The sequence below is a fragment of the Acetobacterium bakii genome (assembly GCF_001263355.1).
GTDB classification, from domain to species: domain Bacteria; phylum Bacillota; class Clostridia; order Eubacteriales; family Eubacteriaceae; genus Acetobacterium; species Acetobacterium bakii.
Genome location: NZ_LGYO01000033.1, coordinates 109,639 through 127,399 on the forward strand (window position 1 = coordinate 109,639; position 17,761 = coordinate 127,399).

Annotated in this window: 14 protein-coding genes; 6 read left to right on the plus strand and 8 right to left on the minus strand. The window is 44.0% G+C overall.

What is annotated here, in order from left to right:
• Nucleotides 1–267 precede the first annotated feature (267 nt).
• Nucleotides 268–1,182 (plus strand): histidine kinase dimerization/phospho-acceptor domain-containing protein, encoded by a 915-nt coding sequence (locus AKG39_RS13140; RefSeq protein ID WP_341408271.1) that lies wholly within the window; start codon nucleotides 268–270, stop codon nucleotides 1,180–1,182.
• A gap of 45 nt (nucleotides 1,183–1,227) precedes the next feature.
• Here AKG39_RS13140 and AKG39_RS13145 read toward each other — a convergent pair whose 3' ends face one another.
• The 3 genes from AKG39_RS13145 to AKG39_RS13155 form a co-directional block, all read right to left on the minus strand.
• Nucleotides 1,228–1,749 (minus strand): YbaK/EbsC family protein, encoded by a 522-nt coding sequence (locus AKG39_RS13145; RefSeq protein ID WP_050740859.1) that lies wholly within the window; start codon nucleotides 1,747–1,749, stop codon nucleotides 1,228–1,230.
• Nucleotides 1,750–1,837: 88 nt separating this feature from the next.
• Nucleotides 1,838–2,047, minus strand: coding sequence for a helix-turn-helix transcriptional regulator (locus AKG39_RS13150; protein WP_050740860.1), 210 nt, complete (start codon nucleotides 2,045–2,047; stop codon nucleotides 1,838–1,840).
• Nucleotides 2,048–2,053: 6 nt separating this feature from the next.
• A complete protein-coding gene (locus tag AKG39_RS13155) occupies nucleotides 2,054–2,365 on the minus strand; it encodes a DUF6442 family protein (RefSeq protein WP_050740861.1) in 312 nt (103 codons plus the stop codon).
• Between the two features lie 531 nt (nucleotides 2,366–2,896).
• On the opposite strand from AKG39_RS13155, the gene AKG39_RS13160 reads away from it, so the two are divergent.
• Entirely contained in the window at nucleotides 2,897–3,949 is a 1,053-nt protein-coding gene (locus AKG39_RS13160) for an inorganic phosphate transporter (protein ID WP_050740862.1), read from the plus strand.
• 12 nt (nucleotides 3,950–3,961) lie between these two features.
• Complete coding sequence (locus AKG39_RS13165) at nucleotides 3,962–4,594, plus strand: DUF47 domain-containing protein (RefSeq protein WP_050740863.1); 633 nt, start codon at nucleotides 3,962–3,964, stop codon at nucleotides 4,592–4,594.
• Between the two features lie 127 nt (nucleotides 4,595–4,721).
• Here the strand turns inward: AKG39_RS13165 and AKG39_RS13170 are convergent, their stop codons facing one another.
• Complete coding sequence (locus tag AKG39_RS13170; protein ID WP_083439550.1) at nucleotides 4,722–7,217, minus strand: HD domain-containing phosphohydrolase; 2,496 nt, start codon at nucleotides 7,215–7,217, stop codon at nucleotides 4,722–4,724.
• A gap of 298 nt (nucleotides 7,218–7,515) precedes the next feature.
• Between AKG39_RS13170 and AKG39_RS13175 the strand changes: the two genes are divergently transcribed.
• A complete protein-coding gene (locus tag AKG39_RS13175) occupies nucleotides 7,516–10,134 on the plus strand; it encodes a methyl-accepting chemotaxis protein (protein WP_050740865.1) in 2,619 nt (872 codons plus the stop codon).
• Nucleotides 10,135–10,478: 344 nt separating this feature from the next.
• On the opposite strand, the gene AKG39_RS13180 is transcribed toward AKG39_RS13175, so the two are convergent.
• Entirely contained in the window at nucleotides 10,479–10,961 is a 483-nt protein-coding gene (locus AKG39_RS13180) for a deoxycytidylate deaminase (RefSeq protein WP_050740866.1), read from the minus strand.
• A gap of 331 nt (nucleotides 10,962–11,292) precedes the next feature.
• Between AKG39_RS13180 and AKG39_RS13185 the strand changes: the two genes are divergently transcribed.
• The gene (locus AKG39_RS13185) at nucleotides 11,293–12,432 is read left to right on the plus strand and encodes a GGDEF domain-containing protein (RefSeq protein ID WP_050740867.1); all 1,140 of its coding nucleotides are present in this window, start codon (nucleotides 11,293–11,295) and stop codon (nucleotides 12,430–12,432) included.
• Nucleotides 12,433–12,638: 206 nt separating this feature from the next.
• Here AKG39_RS13185 and AKG39_RS13190 read toward each other — a convergent pair whose 3' ends face one another.
• The 3 genes from AKG39_RS13190 to AKG39_RS13200 all read right to left on the minus strand — a co-directional run bounded on the left by AKG39_RS13190 (nucleotide 12,639) and on the right by AKG39_RS13200 (nucleotide 16,009).
• A complete protein-coding gene (locus AKG39_RS13190) occupies nucleotides 12,639–13,703 on the minus strand; it encodes a GGDEF domain-containing protein (protein WP_050740868.1) in 1,065 nt (354 codons plus the stop codon).
• 315 nt (nucleotides 13,704–14,018) lie between these two features.
• On the minus strand, nucleotides 14,019–15,356 hold the full coding sequence (locus tag AKG39_RS13195) for an MATE family efflux transporter (protein WP_242852615.1): 1,338 nt from the start codon (nucleotides 15,354–15,356) through the stop codon (nucleotides 14,019–14,021).
• Nucleotides 15,357–15,415: 59 nt separating this feature from the next.
• Nucleotides 15,416–16,009 carry an MBL fold metallo-hydrolase gene (locus AKG39_RS13200; RefSeq protein WP_050740870.1) on the minus strand — a complete coding sequence of 198 codons (594 nt, stop codon included), beginning with the start codon at nucleotides 16,007–16,009 and terminating at the stop codon, nucleotides 15,416–15,418.
• 490 nt (nucleotides 16,010–16,499) lie between these two features.
• Here AKG39_RS13200 and AKG39_RS13205 point away from each other — a divergent pair, with 490 nt between their 5' ends.
• The gene (locus AKG39_RS13205) at nucleotides 16,500–17,756 is read left to right on the plus strand and encodes a PQQ-dependent sugar dehydrogenase (protein WP_201780280.1); all 1,257 of its coding nucleotides are present in this window, start codon (nucleotides 16,500–16,502) and stop codon (nucleotides 17,754–17,756) included.
• Nucleotides 17,757–17,761 lie beyond the last annotated feature (5 nt).

The window sequence follows — 17,761 nt, forward strand, 5'->3', positions numbered from 1 at the left end:
CATAGCACTTTCAAAAGAATAACACAGTATGGCAAAAAAAACAATTGAAAAAGGTTGATCCGGACTGAATGTAGCCAAGCCTCTCTGCGAATTTTTATTTCATCATGTTGTGTGCATCAGGTTGAACAGGCGATAGCCTGTACGATCTTGCAGCATACAACGATAAATAAATGTCGACAGAGAGGTTTGGCGGTACGTTACTTACGGTTGCGATGAACTGCTTGATGAAGATTCAATCAATAAAAGGAGGCAAAACTATTGACCATTGTGCTTGGCTTTATCTTATTGCTTATGTTTTTATATATGGGTTATGTTCAATACCAATTACACAGTATCAACACCCAGCTGGCAAAACGGCTGGCTGAAAAAACACGACAACCCCTGACGCTGGAACTCATTAACCCGGAGCTTAATCGTCTGGCTGCCAACATCAATAATAGTCTGAAAGCCGAAGAAACCCTTCGGCTTAACGGCATTCGGGAAGAAAAGCAGTTTAAGGAACTCATTGCCAATATATCCCACGATCTGCGAACCCCTCTCACCGCCATCAAGGGCTATCAGCAGCTCATGGAAAATGGTGATCTCGCGGATGAGCAGCGGCGAAAACTCAATATTGCCCAAAAACACGTGGGTGAACTGGGGAGTCTTATCGAACACTTTTATGAATACTCCTACTTATTGAATCGGGAGTTCAAACCGATCATCGAACCTCTTAATCTCACCCAGCTTGTAGCGGAGTGCCTGGCATCCGCGGTGGCGGTGCTTGAAGCGAACAATCTTTCTGTGTCCATCGAAGAAGCCCCGGCGGTGTATGCACTTGGCGATAAAGAAATGACTACCCGGATCATCCAAAATCTCATCAGAAACTGTATCGCCCATTCAAACGGGAACATTAAGGTTGAAATAAGAGCCAAAGACTATGGGGTGATCGCCTTTCAAAATCCGGTAAAAACCCCCGGGGAGATTGAGGTGAGCCGAGTCTTTGACCGCTTCTATACCGCAGACAAAGCCCGAGGAAAAACCACCGGCATCGGACTGTCCATTGTCAAACATCTGGCCGAGGAGATGCGGGGGCATGCAAAAGCCGTGCTTCAGGACAATCTTCTGGAAATACGGGTTGAACTGCCATTGTGTGACAAATCTAAAATTATTAAAAAAAATATGGGCAGCATCTCCGGGTAGGAAATGCTGTCCATTTTTTATGATTATCTGTTTAGATTTGTAATCCTAGGCAATTGTTTCGGCCAGGGAAGGAATGGATGCCGCCAGAACAGTTGAGGTTTCCCAATTTTTGCAGACATCAATCCAGTCGGTGCTGTTTGAATATTTCTCCAGCTCATCAATGGAAAGTTCAATGGCACTGTTGCCGCTGCCGCAGGCCGGAAAAACCGTTTCAAAGCGTTTCAGTGAAGCATCAAGATAAATTGCCACATTGTCATTGACCGCAAAGGGGCAAACCCCGCCAACATCGTGTCCCACCAGATCATTCACCTTTTCAGCCGCCAGCATTTTTGCCTTGGTGTGGAATTGGGCTTTGAACTTGGCATTATTGATTTTGGCATCCCCGGCGGTGACAACCAGAATGCACCGATCATCGACTTGAAACGATAGGGTTTTTGCAATCCGTTCAGGGGCACAGCCCAGTGCCTGGGCGGCCAGTTCTACGGTTGCGGATGAGGTTTCAAATTCCAGTATTTTTTCAGCCAGTCCCCATTGGGTAAAATAGTCTCGTACTTTTTCGATTGCCATACTTTTATCTCCTGTTCTTTGTATTTATGCATAATATATTATCACAGATTTGAGCGTTCTAAAACAACGCATGAAACGGCTTGCAGGATCACTCAAAATAAAAGACATCCTCGAATTTTTTATCAAGAGCCACGCAGATCAGCAGGGCCAGTTTGGCGCTGGGACAGAACTGCAGATTTTCAATGGAGCTGATGGTTTGGCGGGAAACACCTACCATGTCGGCTAATGCTTCCTGGGTGATGCGTTTTTCAGCACGCCACATGCGCAGCCGGTTATTGAAAATCAGATTATTTTCCATCGGGGATTACCAGGTCTGTAGGATGTAATCCAGCAAAAAAACAACCGCTGCAATCAAGCCGGCAATAGCGGGGACCAGGTTTCCCTTTGTTTTTGAGGCGCGGTACTTATAGACGTAGCTCATACCCAGGTATCCCCAGAAGATTGCCAGCAGGTCATAGATGGGAAGACCTTTGGCAAAATTATAAAAAACCAGCAGAATAAACATAATGCTTAAGCCGATTTCGCCGTAGCGCCGTGACTTGTCTTCAACATACACAAGCCCTTCATCTTTGGCTTTACTGTCTTTGTTACGGGTTAAAATTTCATTGCGATCCATTTTGTAACCTTCTTTCATTTTGATAAGATGATTATACGTGATGCCAACCACTATGTCAAGTATGGAAGACATTATGGAAGTTGTACTTGTCAATTAGCGGAACATTGCTGACAATCAAAAATATATTCAGTCTCTGAGCATTTCCTAAAAATCGGCTGAAATTTTAATACTTTAAACCAGACATTTTTGAATGATTCTCAATTACGCAATGATTAATTCCAATGCATTATTCCTGCTGATTGTGCCGAAAACGCTTTCAATTGCGTTAGGTCAGGTATGAGAGCAAACAGGGGTATTGCTATTTTGGTCAAAGGTAAAAACTCAGAATGAATTGATGCGCGGATCAACATGGAAGCAGCAAAAAAAAACAATAAAAAACAGTCCATATTTATAAAAAAACAGTTCTATTATTGTGTTTTGTGTAGTAAAATGAGAACGGCAAAAAAACAGCTAAAAAGTTGCCCAATGAAAAAACAATTATATTAATTGTTTTTTCATTGGGCATAGAAAACGGGGTAAATGTAAAAAAATATGACATTATCTTTTTCAGAGTTTATCAATGATATCGCCGGAAATCCGGCGTTATTGATAATTGTAGTCCTGACCCTTGGGGTTATTCTTGTAAACGGTTGGACGGATGCACCAAATGCCATTGCTACCTGTGTATCCACACGGTCCATGGAACCCAGAAAAGCGATTATGATGGCGGCTGTCTTTAATTTCCTGGGCGTTTTTGTAATGACTGCCATTAATGCGACGGTTGCCCAAACCATTGCCAACATGGTTGATTTCAGTGGGAATCCTGATGATGCAATCATCGCCCTGTGCGCGGCGCTCTTTGCCATTGTACTATGGGCCACCGCAGCCTGGTATTTTGGGATTCCCACCAGTGAAAGTCATGCGTTAATCGCCGGATTATCCGGAGCAGCCATTGCCCTCCAGGGTGGTATTGGCGGTATCAACGGAGATGCCTGGATTAAGGTTATTTATGGACTCGTCGCTTCGACGGTGCTGGGTTTTGGTTTTGGGTACATTGTGGTAAAATTTGTGATGCGCATCTGCAAAAATATGTCCCGACAGCAAACTAATGGCTTTTTTAAAAAAGGCCAGATTGGAGCCGGAGCAGCCATGGCATTTATGCACGGTGCTCAGGATGGTCAGAAATTCATGGGGATTTTTATGCTGGGGATTTTCCTTGGACAAGGAACTTCGGATGCCACCAATTTTGTCATTCCGGTTTGGATGATGATCCTGTGTTCCCTGGTAATGGCCATCGGAACTTCCATCGGCGGTTTAAAAATCATCAAAACCGTAGGAATGGACATGGTCAAGCTGGAAACCTATCAGGGATTTAGTGCGGATGTCGCAGCCTCCGCCTGTTTGCTTATCGCTTCACTTTTTGGGGTACCGGTGAGCACAACCCATACTAAGACAACGGCCATTATGGGCGTTGGCGCAGCAAAGCGCTTTTCCTCGGTTAACTGGTCAACGGTTAAAGAAATGGTTTGGGCCTGGGTGCTTACATTCCCGGGATGTGGCTTAATCGGTTTTCTGATGGCCCTGATATTTATGAGAATTTTTTAAGAAGGAGATACAATGGCTAAAAAAACCAAAACAAAAGGATATAATTATTATAAGGAATTTATAATCGTATCCGATTTAATTCTTGATGCATCCCACTTATTAAATGAGGTTTTAAATGACTATGATTTAAGCCAGTTGGATGAAAAGCTCATCGAACTGCATAAAATCGAACGCAATGCCGATGAACAGCGCTATGTGATGATGAACTTTCTGTTCAGCGATTTTCTTCCTCCCATCGAACGGGAAGATATTATTGCATTGTCCTGCGCACTGGATACCATCATCGATTTAATCGAAGATATTTTAATCTACATGGATATGTATCAAATTTCAGCCATTGCGCCGGAGATGCTTTCATTTGTGGAACTGATTGAAAAATCGGCGGCAGAGCTTCATAAAGCCGTCAAAGACCTGAAAAATTTCAAAAAACCCAAAGCCCTTCACGAAGCGATTATTCTCATAAATCGATATGAAAATCTGGGTGATGATTTATATACCAAATCCGTTAAAAAACTCTTTATTGAAAGAAAAGATCCCCTTGATACCGTATCTTTAATCCGAATCTATGATTACTTCGAAAAAAGCTGTGATTCTTTTGAAGATGCGGCGGACATTATTTCAGGAATTATTCTGAAAAATTCTTAACCGCCAAGCTCTGAAAAAAAAGAAAGATTTGTCTTCCATACAAAAACCCCATAAGCAGCACTGCTTATGGGGTTTTTGTATGGGCGATAAAGCCAATGAATCGATAGGCAGGTACTTCACAGCGAGCTTAGATTGCTTCAACCATGGTTCCCGTGGCAGTGGCCAGCTTATTTAATACCTTGTGAATGAATATCTCAACAATTTCAGGATCAAATTGCGTGAATGAATTATCCCTAAGTTCTTTAATGATTTCAGTGGGGGTGAGGGCTTTTCGATAGGTTCGGTCCGACGACATGGCTTCATAGGCATCCGCTACCGCAATGATTCGGGCGATCAGGGGAATTTTATCGCCAATTAGTCCGAGCGGATAGCCCTGACCATCCATGCGTTCGTGGTGAGCCAGGACATACTCGGCCAGAGATGAATAGGCATCTACAGATTTCAAGATTTGATAACCGATTTCCGGATGTTTTTTGACCTCGTCATACTCGGATGGAAGAAGTGGTCCCGGTTTGTTCAAAATAGCCTCGCTGATTGAAATTTTGCCAATATCATGGAGTAAACCGGCGGTTTCAAGTTCCTTGATGGTCTCGTAATCGAGGTTCATGGCTTCACCGATTTGCTTGCTGATGATACTCACCTGGTCCGAATGTCTTTTCTCTCGTTCGTTTTTTTCATGCAGGGTATTCATAATGAGCTGAAGGGTTTGATGGCGCATGCTTTGGCTTTCAACCAGTTTCTTTCGATACATGTGATCTTCAGCTTTTATAAAAAGATCATTGATGGATTGTTCCATGGCGGTTTTGGTTTCCCAGCCAATTGATACCGAAAGCACAATGGTATTGGGATTCAAACTAGCGGCGGCCTCATAAATACATTTAATTATTTTTGCTGTCTCATCGGAATCTGTTTGGGGAAAGAGAATGGTGAATTCATCCCCGCCGATGCGAGAAATGATATCCGAAGACCGGCAGGCATTGGTGAGCAGGTCTGCTACATTTTTCAAAAGAGTATCCCCGGCCAAATGCCCAAAGGCATCGTTGGTGAGCTTTAATCCATTCACGTCCAGCAGGGCAATAGTCAGGGGCAGATTTTTTTCGATGTCCAGCCGTTTAAGCTCTTCTTCATAGAAACGGCGGTTATAGAGACCGGTTAGCTGATCGTGGTAACTGAGATATTCGATATAAATCTGATTGTTTTTTTCTTCCGTGATATCACGAACGATGGCCACCACCTCATGATGACTGCTTTTGACCATCCGCACTTCAAAGCAATGTCTGCCATCCGGGAGATCCAAATCATATTCAAACATCTGCAGGCGTCCTGTTTCCAGGGCTTGGGAAATAGCCATATTTCCTTTGGTGGCAATTTCAGCCGGGAACACATTTTCGATTGCTTTTCCCATAAAATCTTCTTTTTTGAGTAGGAGCAAGGATTCATTATTGACATGAAAGTCTAGAAAAACCCCGTTGGTATCCAGAATAAAAAGAATATCAGGCAGCGCATTGACAATGGCTCGATTTCGTTCTTCGCTGGTGACCAGAGCTAGTTTGCTGGTTTCCAATTCATTAAAATAATCCTGAGTTTTTTTAAGGACAAGATTAACGGATTTTCTCAAACCTTCAAAGACGTCATCCTCGGCTTTCAGACGATAAGACATATCATTTTCAATGGAAATAGCCTGAATGTCCGTATCCAGTTCTAAAATCGGGCCAATGATATGTTTCTTTTGTTGAAATAGGAGAACCGTAAAAATAAAGCCAGAAGAGATTAAGGTCAGCAAAAAGATCAACAGCGCCTGCTGATCTTTTTGGAGATAATCGTCGGTTTGGATAAAGCTTCCCAGGGTCCAGTCGGTTCCCTCAATGGGTTGATAAGCCAAATAACCTTCAGTACCATCAAGGGTTATGGGTGTGGTACCAGTACTGTGCTGAAGCATGGAAACCGATAAATTTTCAGAAATATCCTGTATATTCACGAGGGTTGCGGTTGCTGCGTAGTCATAATCAGGATGGGCCAGAATATTCCCCTTGCCATCAATTAAAAAAGAGTATTTGGTATCAGAACTTTTTTGATTCATAACCAGCTCAACAATCCCCTGCATGGTAATATCCCCGGCAACAACCCCTAGAAATTCATGATTTTCATTATAAACAGGACAGGCTACAGTTATGATGAGCTGATCTTTTGTGGCATTCATAAAAGGTTCAGTAAAAATAAGCCGATCTGCTGCCACAGCTTTGATGTACCAGGGGCGAGTTCTCAGGTCAAAGGATTCCGGTGGGACAAAGCCGCTACTGTTGACTATAACATTGTCAGGGGTGCCAAAATAAATGGAACTGAAGGACGTATTTCCTGCGGAAAGGTTTTTTAAAAAATCAAGGATATGTTCGGTATCGGTTTCACTGGCAAGATAAAGCTCGGCATCCGTCATCACCTGTCCTCGATTGCCCAATTTTGAACCGATATCACCGGCAATTACATTGCGTTCCAGGATGATATTTCGCTGTGTTTCGGTATTGATGCTTTTTTCGAAATATTTAAACTGAATAAACATTCCCAGGGATATTGTTACGGCAACAACAATCCCAATTACATAAAACCGTCTGATCATTTGTCTCATCTATTTCACCCCGAAGTATTGCTTAAATAAAACTGTGCTCATTATTTTAACATTTTAAATTAAGCTGCGCTAGTCTTTTTGGTGTGCCGGTTAATAAATAATCATAAATATATCGAATCGTTACATTTACAGAATTCAGGGAATTTAAGTTGAATTAACATGTTCTTAATCCAATACTACTAAGGATTTAACACTGGATTGTGAAAAATATGTTAATCTTTAGACCATTGAAGAAGTCAACAAAGGTGCAAAAGAAGCAAAAAAATAGACAAACATAGGTAAATCAAGGAGAAATGGAATGAAGTGGTTTTATAATTTAAAAATTGGGAAAAAATTAATCCTGGGGTATTTAATCATTGCGGTGATTGCCGGGGGCATCGGGACAATGGGGGTTGTGGGCATTCAAAAAATCAGCGCCCGGGATGTCTATCTGTATGAAAAAATGGCCATGCCACTGGGCGAGCTTGTGGCCATTGCGGATGCCTTCCAGGGTATTCTGGGGAACGTTCAGGAAGTGACCCAGGCAACAACATCGGATGAAATCGATGCAGCCGAAAAAGAAATATTAAAGCAGAATTCCACATTCGATGCTAATCTGAAAAAGTTTCAAACTACCCTGACTTCCCCGGAAGGCATTCAGATTGCCGACGAAACCTATTTATTAAAGGATCAGTTTGACCTGATGACCATAAAAATAGTTGAATTGGTCCGTCAGGGAAATCAGCCGGAAGCGATGCTGATGGCAAAAGGCACGGATATAAAAAAAATCCAAACCGCAATTCAAAGCAATTACCAAAGGATGCTTGAGCTGAAACTGGAAATTGTTAAGGAAACCGCCAAGGGTAACGCGGCCATCGCTGGCACATCTACGATTCTAACCCTGGTGCTGCTGGTGCTGGGGGTCGCGGCAGCACTGCTGCTGGGTCTTTTTATGGCCTCGATGATTACCAAACCGGTTGCGAAAATCAATCATATGATTAAGGAAATGAGTCTGGGACACTTGGGGTTGCGACTAAACCTTGATAGCAAAGATGAAATCGGCGAAATGGCCACGGCCATGGATGATTTTGCCGAGGATCTTCAGCATGTGGTGATCGGAACCATGCATGAAATCGCCGATGGAAATTTATCCACAGAGATAGAGCCCAAAGATGATCTTGATGAAATCACTCCGGCTTTAAAAAAGACCATTGAAACCATTCGCAACCTCATTGATGAAGCCAATATGCTTTCTCACGCGGCGGTGGCGGGAAATCTGGCGGTCCGGGGAAACGCAGATGGTTTCAAAGGCGGATTCAAAGAAATTCTGGTTGGGTTTAATGATACCCTGGATGCCATGGTTGGACCGCTGAATATTGCGGCGGACTGTGTGAATAAAATCGGAAACGGGATCATTCCTCAAAAAATAACAGAAACCTATTATGGAGATTTTAACGCCTTTAAAAATAGCATTAATGCCTGTATCGACGGGTTGGCTGCTTTGGAAGAAGGCAATCATGTATTGGGTCTCATGAATCAGAATGATTTTACCCAGTGCATTGAGGGAAACTACCTGGGAATTTATGCCGAAATCGGTGAATCCATTAACGGGATTCGCAGGTTGCTACTGACCATCATGAAAATCGCCGGGCATATCAAGGAAGGGAATCTCAGTGATTTGGAAGAATTGAAAAAAAGCGGAAAACGCAGCGATAATGATCGGTTAATTCCCACCCTGGTGGAGATGATGGAGAACATCGTTATGCTGGTGGACGAAGGCGAGACCATGGCGGCACTGGCCATTGAAGGGGATTTGAATCATCGCGGGAACAGCAGTAAATTCAGCGGGGAATATGCCCGGGTCATTGAAGGCTTTAACCAAACCCTGGACGCGGTGATCGAACCTATCATAGAAACCAAAAGGGCGCTAAAAGAATTAGCCCAGGGGAATTTAAACATCAGCATGGAAGGGGCGTTTAAAGGCCAGCACGGCCAAATAAAAGAGGATATGAACCAGACCATTGGGTTCTTAAAACGCTATGTGGATGACATCACCCTGACTTTGAAAGCGATGGGTGAAGGCAATCTGGATCAGGCCATCACATCCGATTATTTAGGCGATTTCCGGGACATCAAAACAGCACTCAATGACATTACCACAAATCTCAGCACGACGCTTAGGGATATTGATGTAACTGCAGCTCAGGTTGAGGTTGGCGCCAGACAAATATCTGATGGCGGTCAGGCTTTGTCTCAGGGGAGCACCGAACAGGCCAGTGCCATTGAAGAACTCACCGCTTCCATTGCCGAAGTGGCCGATGAAACCAGTCAAAATGCCATCCGGGCCGGGGCCGCTAATGAACGTTCCATTGCGGTCCGTAAAAATGCGGCAACCGGGAATCTTCAAATGGGAAAAATGGTGTCGGCCATGGTGGAAATTAACGATTCCTCAAGCAGCATTTCCAAGGTTATCAAGGTGATCGACGATATCGCCTTCCAGACCAATATTCTGGCTCTGAACGCGGCAGTCGAAGCCGCCCGAGCAGGACAGCATGGCAAAGGTTTTGCGGTTGTTGCCCAGGAAGTCAGAAATCTGGCGGTTCGAAGTGCCAAGGCTGTTAAGGAAACGTCAATTCTTATTGAAGGCTCCATTGAAAAGGTGGCAATGGGCACCAAAATCGCTGATGAAACCGCAGTCAGTTTAAAAGAAATCCTGGATGAAATCGAAAAAATAACCACTTTGGTCGGAACCATTGCCCAGGCATCCAATGATCAGGCAATGGAAATCACCCAGATTAACCAGGGCATCGAACAGGTTTCCAAAGTCGTTCAAACCAATGCCGCCACCGCGGAAGAAAGCGCCGCCGCCAGTGAAGAGCTGTCCGGCCAGGCCGAAATACTCCGGGAAATGGTCGGAGCTTTCAGGTTAAAAAGATGACGTTATTACAGATTAGATCTAAAAACATCCCCGGGACTTACTTTTTTGTTTTATCGACAGTTGAAACGAAAGATTCCCTTGGTGTTTGAGATTGAAAAAAAGTAATTTGACAAACCTCGTTGCGGATTTTTATTTTATCATGTTGTGGGCATCAAGGCGAACAGTCGCTAGACTGTCCGAATTGCGGGTGGCAACGAGCCAATCACAAGCTCGCTTGTAGTTGGCGACTGCTTGCGAACCACGAGAAATAAGCGAAGCGCGTTTCTCGTGGTTGCAGCACACAACGATAAATAAATGTCCGCAACGAGGTTTGTTGATCCAAAAGCGTATTTCTGAAATCATCGTTAGAAAAGGGTTAGACCATTTTCAAACAGTGTGCTCTGGAATTTTTCCAGGGTGATGCCGGCCATTTTAAAGAGCTTTCGAGATACTTCAGAGGCATCGCAGTCGGGGTATTTATCTTCCTGATAAATTACTTTTTTAATCCCGGCCTGAATAATGGCCTTGGCACATTCGTTGCAGGGGAATAAGCTTACATAAAGGATGGCATCCGCTAGGGATCGTCCATCGGAATTTAAGATGGCATTTAACTCGGCATGACAGACATAGGCATATTTGGTGTCCTGAAAATCCCCGTCACGATCCCAGGGCAGGTCATCATCACTGCATCCTTTAGGCATGCCGTTGTAGCCGGTGGATAGAATGATGTTGTTTTCGTTGACAATGCAAGCGCCAACCTGAGTATTCGGGTCTTTACTGCGTCGTGCCGATAATAGGGCGATCCCCATAAAATATTCTTCCCAAGTAATATAATCATGTCGTTTCATAGCATTCTCCCGTTTTTTCTTTTATTTTAGCATAATTCCGTGAAAAAGGATAGAAATGAGAATATCTCTGATTAATAATTGAAATTGAAAACTTTTGAATAGGAATAAAATTATTTTATTGCGAAGAGATCACAGCGAACCCGGTAATCAGTGAATATGCGTCAGAGCCTGAAAAAGTGGGTCTAAGAATAATGCTTGTAATCGAAGCCAATACTCATTATACTTAATATAAAATACAAACATCCTTGACTGGATGGCTTTAATTGTCACTTTGATCAGAATGGGAGACAACGCAACTTTGTATGATATCTTAAGAAGTAACAGAAGGCTTATGATCTTAATTGCCATTTTTATAACAGGTTTTATTTTATTTGCCATGATTGGTTATAAAACAATTACAAATATTAAAATCAATGGCGAACTGTATGATGAAATAATACTGGGAAAAGAGCTGGTGGCGGATGTGCTGCCACCGCCAGGATATATAATTGAATCCTACCTTGTAACCCTGCAATTGGCAAAGGAAACAGACACCGTTAAAATTGAGGAACTCATTAGCCGGGAGGCACAGCTGAAAAAAGATTATGTTGCCAGTCATGAGACCTGGTCGAGTCGTTTGCCCGAGGGGAAGCTAAAAAAAAATATGGCCGAAAATGCGTATAGGCCGGCAATGGAATTTTTCGATGTATTTGAGAACGAATTAATACCTTTAATCAAAAGCGGGGAGCAGGAAAAAGCAAATGATCTGTTAGCTCTTAAACTGGATCCCTTATACTTGGAACATCGTTACGCTATCGATCAGGTGGTATCTCTTGCCAATGACGAAAATGAGGCTCTTGAAGCAACCGCAGGGAAAATCATCGCATTTAATATTTTTATCCTCATTGTATTGGCAATTGCGGTATTGGCAACGGTTGTTATCTTTTGCATCGGGATTATCAAAAATGAAAAGCTGAAGAAAATGTCGTTTTTTGATGGGTTGACCGGAATTCCAAACCGTCGGTATTTTGACCAGGTACTGCTTCAGGAAATCAGCCGGGCGGAACGAGAGAAAAAACCTCTTTCTCTGATGATCATCGATATTGACCATTACAAGGAGTATAATGACACCTATGGACATCTACTAGGGGATCAATGTCTTAAAATCGTCGTATCTGTACTTAAAAAGAATTTGAAGCGTTCCGGAGATTTTCTGGCCCGTTATGGCGGCGACGAGTTTATTCTGATTCTCCCCAATACCACTGATGAGGGCGGTGCCTCTCTTGCTGAAAAATTACGGGCCAGCGTGGAAGAAATGAGCATTCCCAACATTAATTCACTGTGCTCGAATGTTGTCACTTTGAGCATTGGCGTTGTAACAACCTTTTCCCGGATCGTTCGGTTGCCCGATGACCTGATTGCCGCTGCAGACAGCGCCCTTTACCTTTCTAAAGAAAAAGGTCGCAATCAGGTGAATGTGGAACGGTTGTGATTGGCCAGGTTACTGCATGCAACTTAAAAACCAGAATCGCCTAAAAGCTGATTCTGGTTTTTTAAGTTATAAAAAGTCCCGGGGACAATCGCAACATCAGTTGTGGGCATCAGGGCGAACAGGCTTCGACTGTACGATCCTGTAGCACACAACGATTTGCCATTGTCCCCGGGACAGTTTGACACCAAAAGCTGATAAAGTCGGCATCAGGTTGCACATTGAATCTGGTTGCGGCCGTTTTCTTTGGCCATATACAAAAGTGTATCAGCGGCTTCGAAAAAATCGGTTTTAGTCATGGCGGGGGTGAGAGGGGCAAAGCCAATGCTCATGGTAACCACCTCGTCGGGCATGGTTTTAAAAACCGCGGCCTCCAGATCCTGTCGGATCCGTTCCAGAATCGCAAGGCAGGCATCCGGCGATTTTTCCGTAAAAATAACCGCAAATTCCTCGCCGCCGTAACGGGCGGCAAAATCGTTGGCTTCCAGATTATCGAGGATGATGGATGCTGCCTTGGCAATGACCACATCGCCATTGCCATGGCCATGGCGGTCGTTAATTCCTTTGAAAAGATCCAAATCCATAAGTCCCAGGGATAAATCAAAGGATTGATTCTGGCACTGATGAACAAGTTCATCCAGATATTCATGAAAGGTTTTATGATTGTACAAATTAGTGGCTAAATCCATTTTTGTGAGTTTTTCCATGTAGATGTTTTGATACAGCATTTCCTTTTCTTTTTCGACCGAGACAACCATATCGCTGTAGACTGCGGAAAAACGCTTGGTCAACTCCCGGGCCAGAAAGTAAGAACACACCACAATAGCTGAAAACGTGGTGAATTCAGTGGCAGACATAACCGAAAAAGGGGGGAACCAAAGGCGCATACCCATAAATAGACTCAGGGTTAAAATTGAAGAAAACTGAATAATCCGTTGATTGAGCAAAAATATCGAAATTAGAATCGGAAACAGAAATAGAGGTAGCATCACCATAAAAACCGAATAATGAATGATGATCAAAATAGCCACAATGGCCTGGGTTCCTATGATGATGCAGTAACCGGTGGCATCACCGTTGGATCTGATCAGCCGTTTAAGAATCAAAACGATTGCTATTTCAAGAAGCAGTGGCAGCAAGAAACGTTTTAAAAAGTAGGTATTGGCATCCAGATCAGTAAAATTGATGTTGATCAGAGTCACTGTTGAAGAGACCCCAACGGCGATCCACAAATAGATAATGATATGCGTGTACCAATTCTTTTTTGAATTCAAAATGCCACCTCCATCAAGCGATGTTCAACGATCTTCCGTTGTATTAATTTAAAGTCAAAAATTAAGTTTTTAGATCATTGGATATGAGTCATATTGTAACACTTAATTGAGCTCAAAATCAAGATAATTGATGAAGAATTTCAGTATGTGAAAAAAGTTTCACTGGTGCCTTTGATAAATCATTTTAAATCAACCACCCAGGATCCTTAGTAAATTTCTGGTTGATGGCATCAACCAGGCGAGGGATAGCGTACAGGGACTGAGATCCTAAGTTGCCGCGTTACGCATTTAAATTTTTTAGGATTTATTCAATTATTATCCGCGATTTTCAGGTAGTGGATAGGGTACGATTTTCTTAATCCACTTTTTACTCCAGAGCCGATAGATGCACCAGCCGCATTTAATAATCTGGTCCACTTTCAGCAGGGTGTAGATCCAAAAGGCCGGCAGATGCCAGACCAACCCCGCCAATGCGCCCAGGGGAATGGAGGCAACCCATAAAAAGATAATGTCCGCCACCATCAGAAACTGGGTATCACCGCCGCCCCGCAGCACTCCTTTGGTCAGGATGCTGTTGGTGGATTGAAAAATAACGATAAAACCCACCGCCAACATCAGCTGATAGGTCAGCTGTCGGGTTTCTTCGGAAATGTTGTAGAAGCTGATCATGGGACTGCTGATGAGCCAGATGATCACGGCGCCCAGAACCCCGATGGCCACGCCGAGGTACAGAAAGGTCACCCCCTGCTGCTGGGCTCTTTTCTGATCCCCCCGGCCCAGAGTGTGACCGGTTATGATAGCACTGGCATTGGCCGTGCCCTGGATAAAGACGGTGCTGAGCTGCTGGGTGACCATGGTGATGGCATTGGCTGAAACAAAGCTGACCCCCAGCCGGCCGATGACCATGGCCACGGCGCTGTTTCCAAAGGCCAGCAGAGCGTCGCTGACCAGTACCGGAATAGCAACCCGGAAATATTCTTTGGAAATATCCCGACATTGCATAAATAAATGCTTAATACGAAAGCGGATTTTTTGATCAATAACAAACAAATACCCGCAGATAAACGTAAACTCAAAGACTCTGGCAATAAGCGTCGACAGGGCAGAACCTTCAATGCCCATTTGAGGAGCCCCGAAATTTCCGAAAATAAACAGATAGTTGAAGAAAATATTGATTAAAAAGGCTCCAATGGATGAAAATAAGGGAAGTTTTACCTGGCCCACGCTGCGCAGCACAATGGTGGAAGTTAGGGACAACCCCAGCAAGGCATAGCAAGGCACCGACCATTTAAAATACTGGGCGCCGTATTGAATAATCGTCGGATCGGTGGTGTAGATGCCCATAATCGCTTCCGGGGCCAGAAAGGTCGCCAGGGAAAAAACAAGGCTGAACAGAATACAGATCCGCAGCATAATGGAAACGGATTTTCGCAGTGAAACTAAATCCTGCATCCCCCAGAACCGGGAGGTGAGCACCGACGCGCCCATACCGATACCCATACAGCAGATCTGGAAAATCATAATGAACTGATTGGCCAGGGAAGCCGCGGACAGCTGCATTTCCCCCAGCGACCCCACCATCATGGTGTCGGTCATGTTCACGCCGATGGTGATCAGGCTTTGTAAGGTGATTGGAATGGCAATGGCTGCCACATTTATATAAAACGATTTCTCTTTGATGATATGATTAATTTTTCTACCTCCAAATGATTTTACAGTTCAATTTCTTCTTTGGGTTCCATGATGAGTCTGCTCTTTGTTACAAAGCTTTCCGCTTTTTTTCGATCAAACAGAGCCCCGGGTTCCATATGAATGGGGATGGTGTGGGCAGCACCCAGAACTTCCGCGCAGGCAGAGGCTTCTTTCGGATTCATGTTAAAAATCCCATCGATGGGTAATAAGGCATAATCAATTTTTTCTCGGGATAAAACATGCTTCATATAGTCGGTGCAGGAAGTATCCCCGGAGGCATAGACTTTGACGCCATCTACTTCAATGATATAGCCAACGCACTTGCTGCGATCGTGCTTATCATTGTAGGCTGGCACCGCCTGAATGGCAATATCCTCAATCGTCCGGCTGCCGTAAACACCGTCAACGAAAATATTTTCCGGTCGCAGGACCACACAGTCTTTTTTTTGGTGTATTAGGATTAATTGATTATGGTCGGCATGCTCATGGCTCACCAGCACAATGTCGGCAGGCAGATAGTAACCTTCCCCGGCGTAGGGATCCACGTAGATAACAGTCCCCTTGTCGGATACAATCCGATAGCTGCCGTGGCCCTGATATAATAATTTTCCCATTTTTTTCTCCAATCTTTTAATTTTCGGTAATTGTGAAATTCATAAAGATCTAACAATTGCAGTTTAACGAGCAATTTCCACAAACGATTTTGTAACGTGCAGGCGAACAGTTCATCGAACTGTACAACCTGCTGTGTAAAAATTGTTTCGTGCGAAACTGATTGAAAAACTCACGGTACTTTTGCAATTACCTGTTTTATTTATTATAACCATTTAAAATTAAAATATAGCCCTTAATCATTTTCTCATAACTTTTGTCAATATTTGCATCGTGTTTCCATAAAAATTCTGTTCGTTAGTTTTAGTCTGAACTAATCTTTTGTTTTTGTCAAATAATTTAATTATTTAGGTGGCTGAATGATGAAATGTCCGCTCATCATCTGGGGTTTGATAATGGTGAAAAAGGGTAAATAGATCGGTAAGAATAGCGTGGATCTGTAAGAAAGCGGTTGGGGTCTTATTATATCCCGGGAAAAGGAGAATTGGAATAATGAAGAAGCTGATGATTTTAATCATGGCGGTATTTTTAGTGGGCTGTACTCCTGTTCCAAACAGCTCTGAATCGTTGGAGTCCGATGCACCGGCGGCGACAGTGGCGGACCAGACAGCACCTGAAACAATATGCGAAAAATTCCAAGATGGGTCCATTTATGATACCCCGTTTCAGCCGCTGAACTATAGCCTGGTCCCGGCCTATCCGAATTTATCATTCGAACAGCCCCTTTACGCAACCGGCGCCGGGGATAATTCCAACAGAATTTTTGTGGTGGAGCGCACCGGCAAAATTAAAGTCTTCCCGGATAATACCGCTGTCGAAGCTGCGGAGGTGTTTTTGGATTTAAGTGACCGCATTGATACCGGGGGAAGTGAAAAAGGCCTGCTCGGGCTGGCCTTTCACCCGAACTTTGTCGAGAATCACTATTTTTATGTGAATTACACCAATGAAAATAGCAGTGTCATCGCCCGATACAGCCTGGATCCTAATAATGAGGGCGTTGCGGATCCCAGCAGTGAAGTGGTGCTGTTATCCTTTTCCCAGCCGTATCCCAATCATAATGGCGGACAGCTGGCCTTTGGTCCCGACGGCTATCTCTACATTGCCACCGGTGACGGCGGTTCTGCCGGTGACCCCCAGAACAACGCCCAGAATCCCGGGGTACTGCTGGGAAAAATTCTGCGAATTGATGTGGACCAGCCCCAGAATGATACTCCTTATGGCATCCCATCGGACAATCCCTTCTATAATAACAGCGAAGGTTATGCCCCGGAAATTTATGCCCTGGGTCTGCGAAACCCCTGGCGGTTCAGTTTTGATCCGTGTCGGGAACTGTTGATTGCGGCAGATGTCGGGCAGGGGAAGAGGGAAGAAATCGACATCATTGAAAATGGCGGCAACTTTGGCTGGAATCTTATGGAAGGATCCCTTGACTACGCCCCGAATCCGGATGTGAACAAAGATACCCTGACTATGCCGGTGTGGGAATACGACCGCGCCCAGGGGCAGTCCATTACCGGAGGTTATGTGTATTACGGAAATGAGAACCCCAGTTTAGTGGGCACCTATGTTTACGGAGATTTTGGATCCGGTAAGATCTGGGGACTCTGGCTGGACCAGAACAGAAGCCCTCATAATTATGAACTCCTGGACACGGATCTGAGTATTTCATCCTTCGGACTGGATGATCAAAATGAACTTTTGATCGTTGATTATCAGGGCCGATTATATAAGCTTAGCGAAGCCCCCTAAAACGG

Excerpts from the sequence above, each read along its gene's own strand:
- AKG39_RS13145 (WP_050740859.1), bottom strand. The coding sequence starts at position 1,749 with ATGGCAATCGAAAAAGTACGAGACTATTTTACCCAATGGGGACTGGCT.
- AKG39_RS13150 (WP_050740860.1), bottom strand. The coding sequence starts at position 2,047 with ATGGAAAATAATCTGATTTTCAATAACCGGCTGCGCATGTGGCGTGCT.
- AKG39_RS13155 (WP_050740861.1), bottom strand. The coding sequence starts at position 2,365 with ATGGATCGCAATGAAATTTTAACCCGTAACAAAGACAGTAAAGCCAAA.
- AKG39_RS13160 (WP_050740862.1), top strand. The coding sequence starts at position 2,897 with ATGACATTATCTTTTTCAGAGTTTATCAATGATATCGCCGGAAATCCG.
- AKG39_RS13165 (WP_050740863.1), top strand. The coding sequence starts at position 3,962 with ATGGCTAAAAAAACCAAAACAAAAGGATATAATTATTATAAGGAATTT.
- AKG39_RS13170 (WP_083439550.1), bottom strand. The coding sequence starts at position 7,217 with ATGAGACAAATGATCAGACGGTTTTATGTAATTGGGATTGTTGTTGCC.
- AKG39_RS13175 (WP_050740865.1), top strand. The coding sequence starts at position 7,516 with ATGAAGTGGTTTTATAATTTAAAAATTGGGAAAAAATTAATCCTGGGG.
- AKG39_RS13180 (WP_050740866.1), bottom strand. The coding sequence starts at position 10,961 with ATGAAACGACATGATTATATTACTTGGGAAGAATATTTTATGGGGATC.
- AKG39_RS13185 (WP_050740867.1), top strand. The coding sequence starts at position 11,293 with ATGATCTTAATTGCCATTTTTATAACAGGTTTTATTTTATTTGCCATG.
- AKG39_RS13200 (WP_050740870.1), bottom strand. The coding sequence starts at position 16,009 with ATGGGAAAATTATTATATCAGGGCCACGGCAGCTATCGGATTGTATCC.
- AKG39_RS13205 (WP_201780280.1), top strand. The coding sequence starts at position 16,500 with ATGAAGAAGCTGATGATTTTAATCATGGCGGTATTTTTAGTGGGCTGT.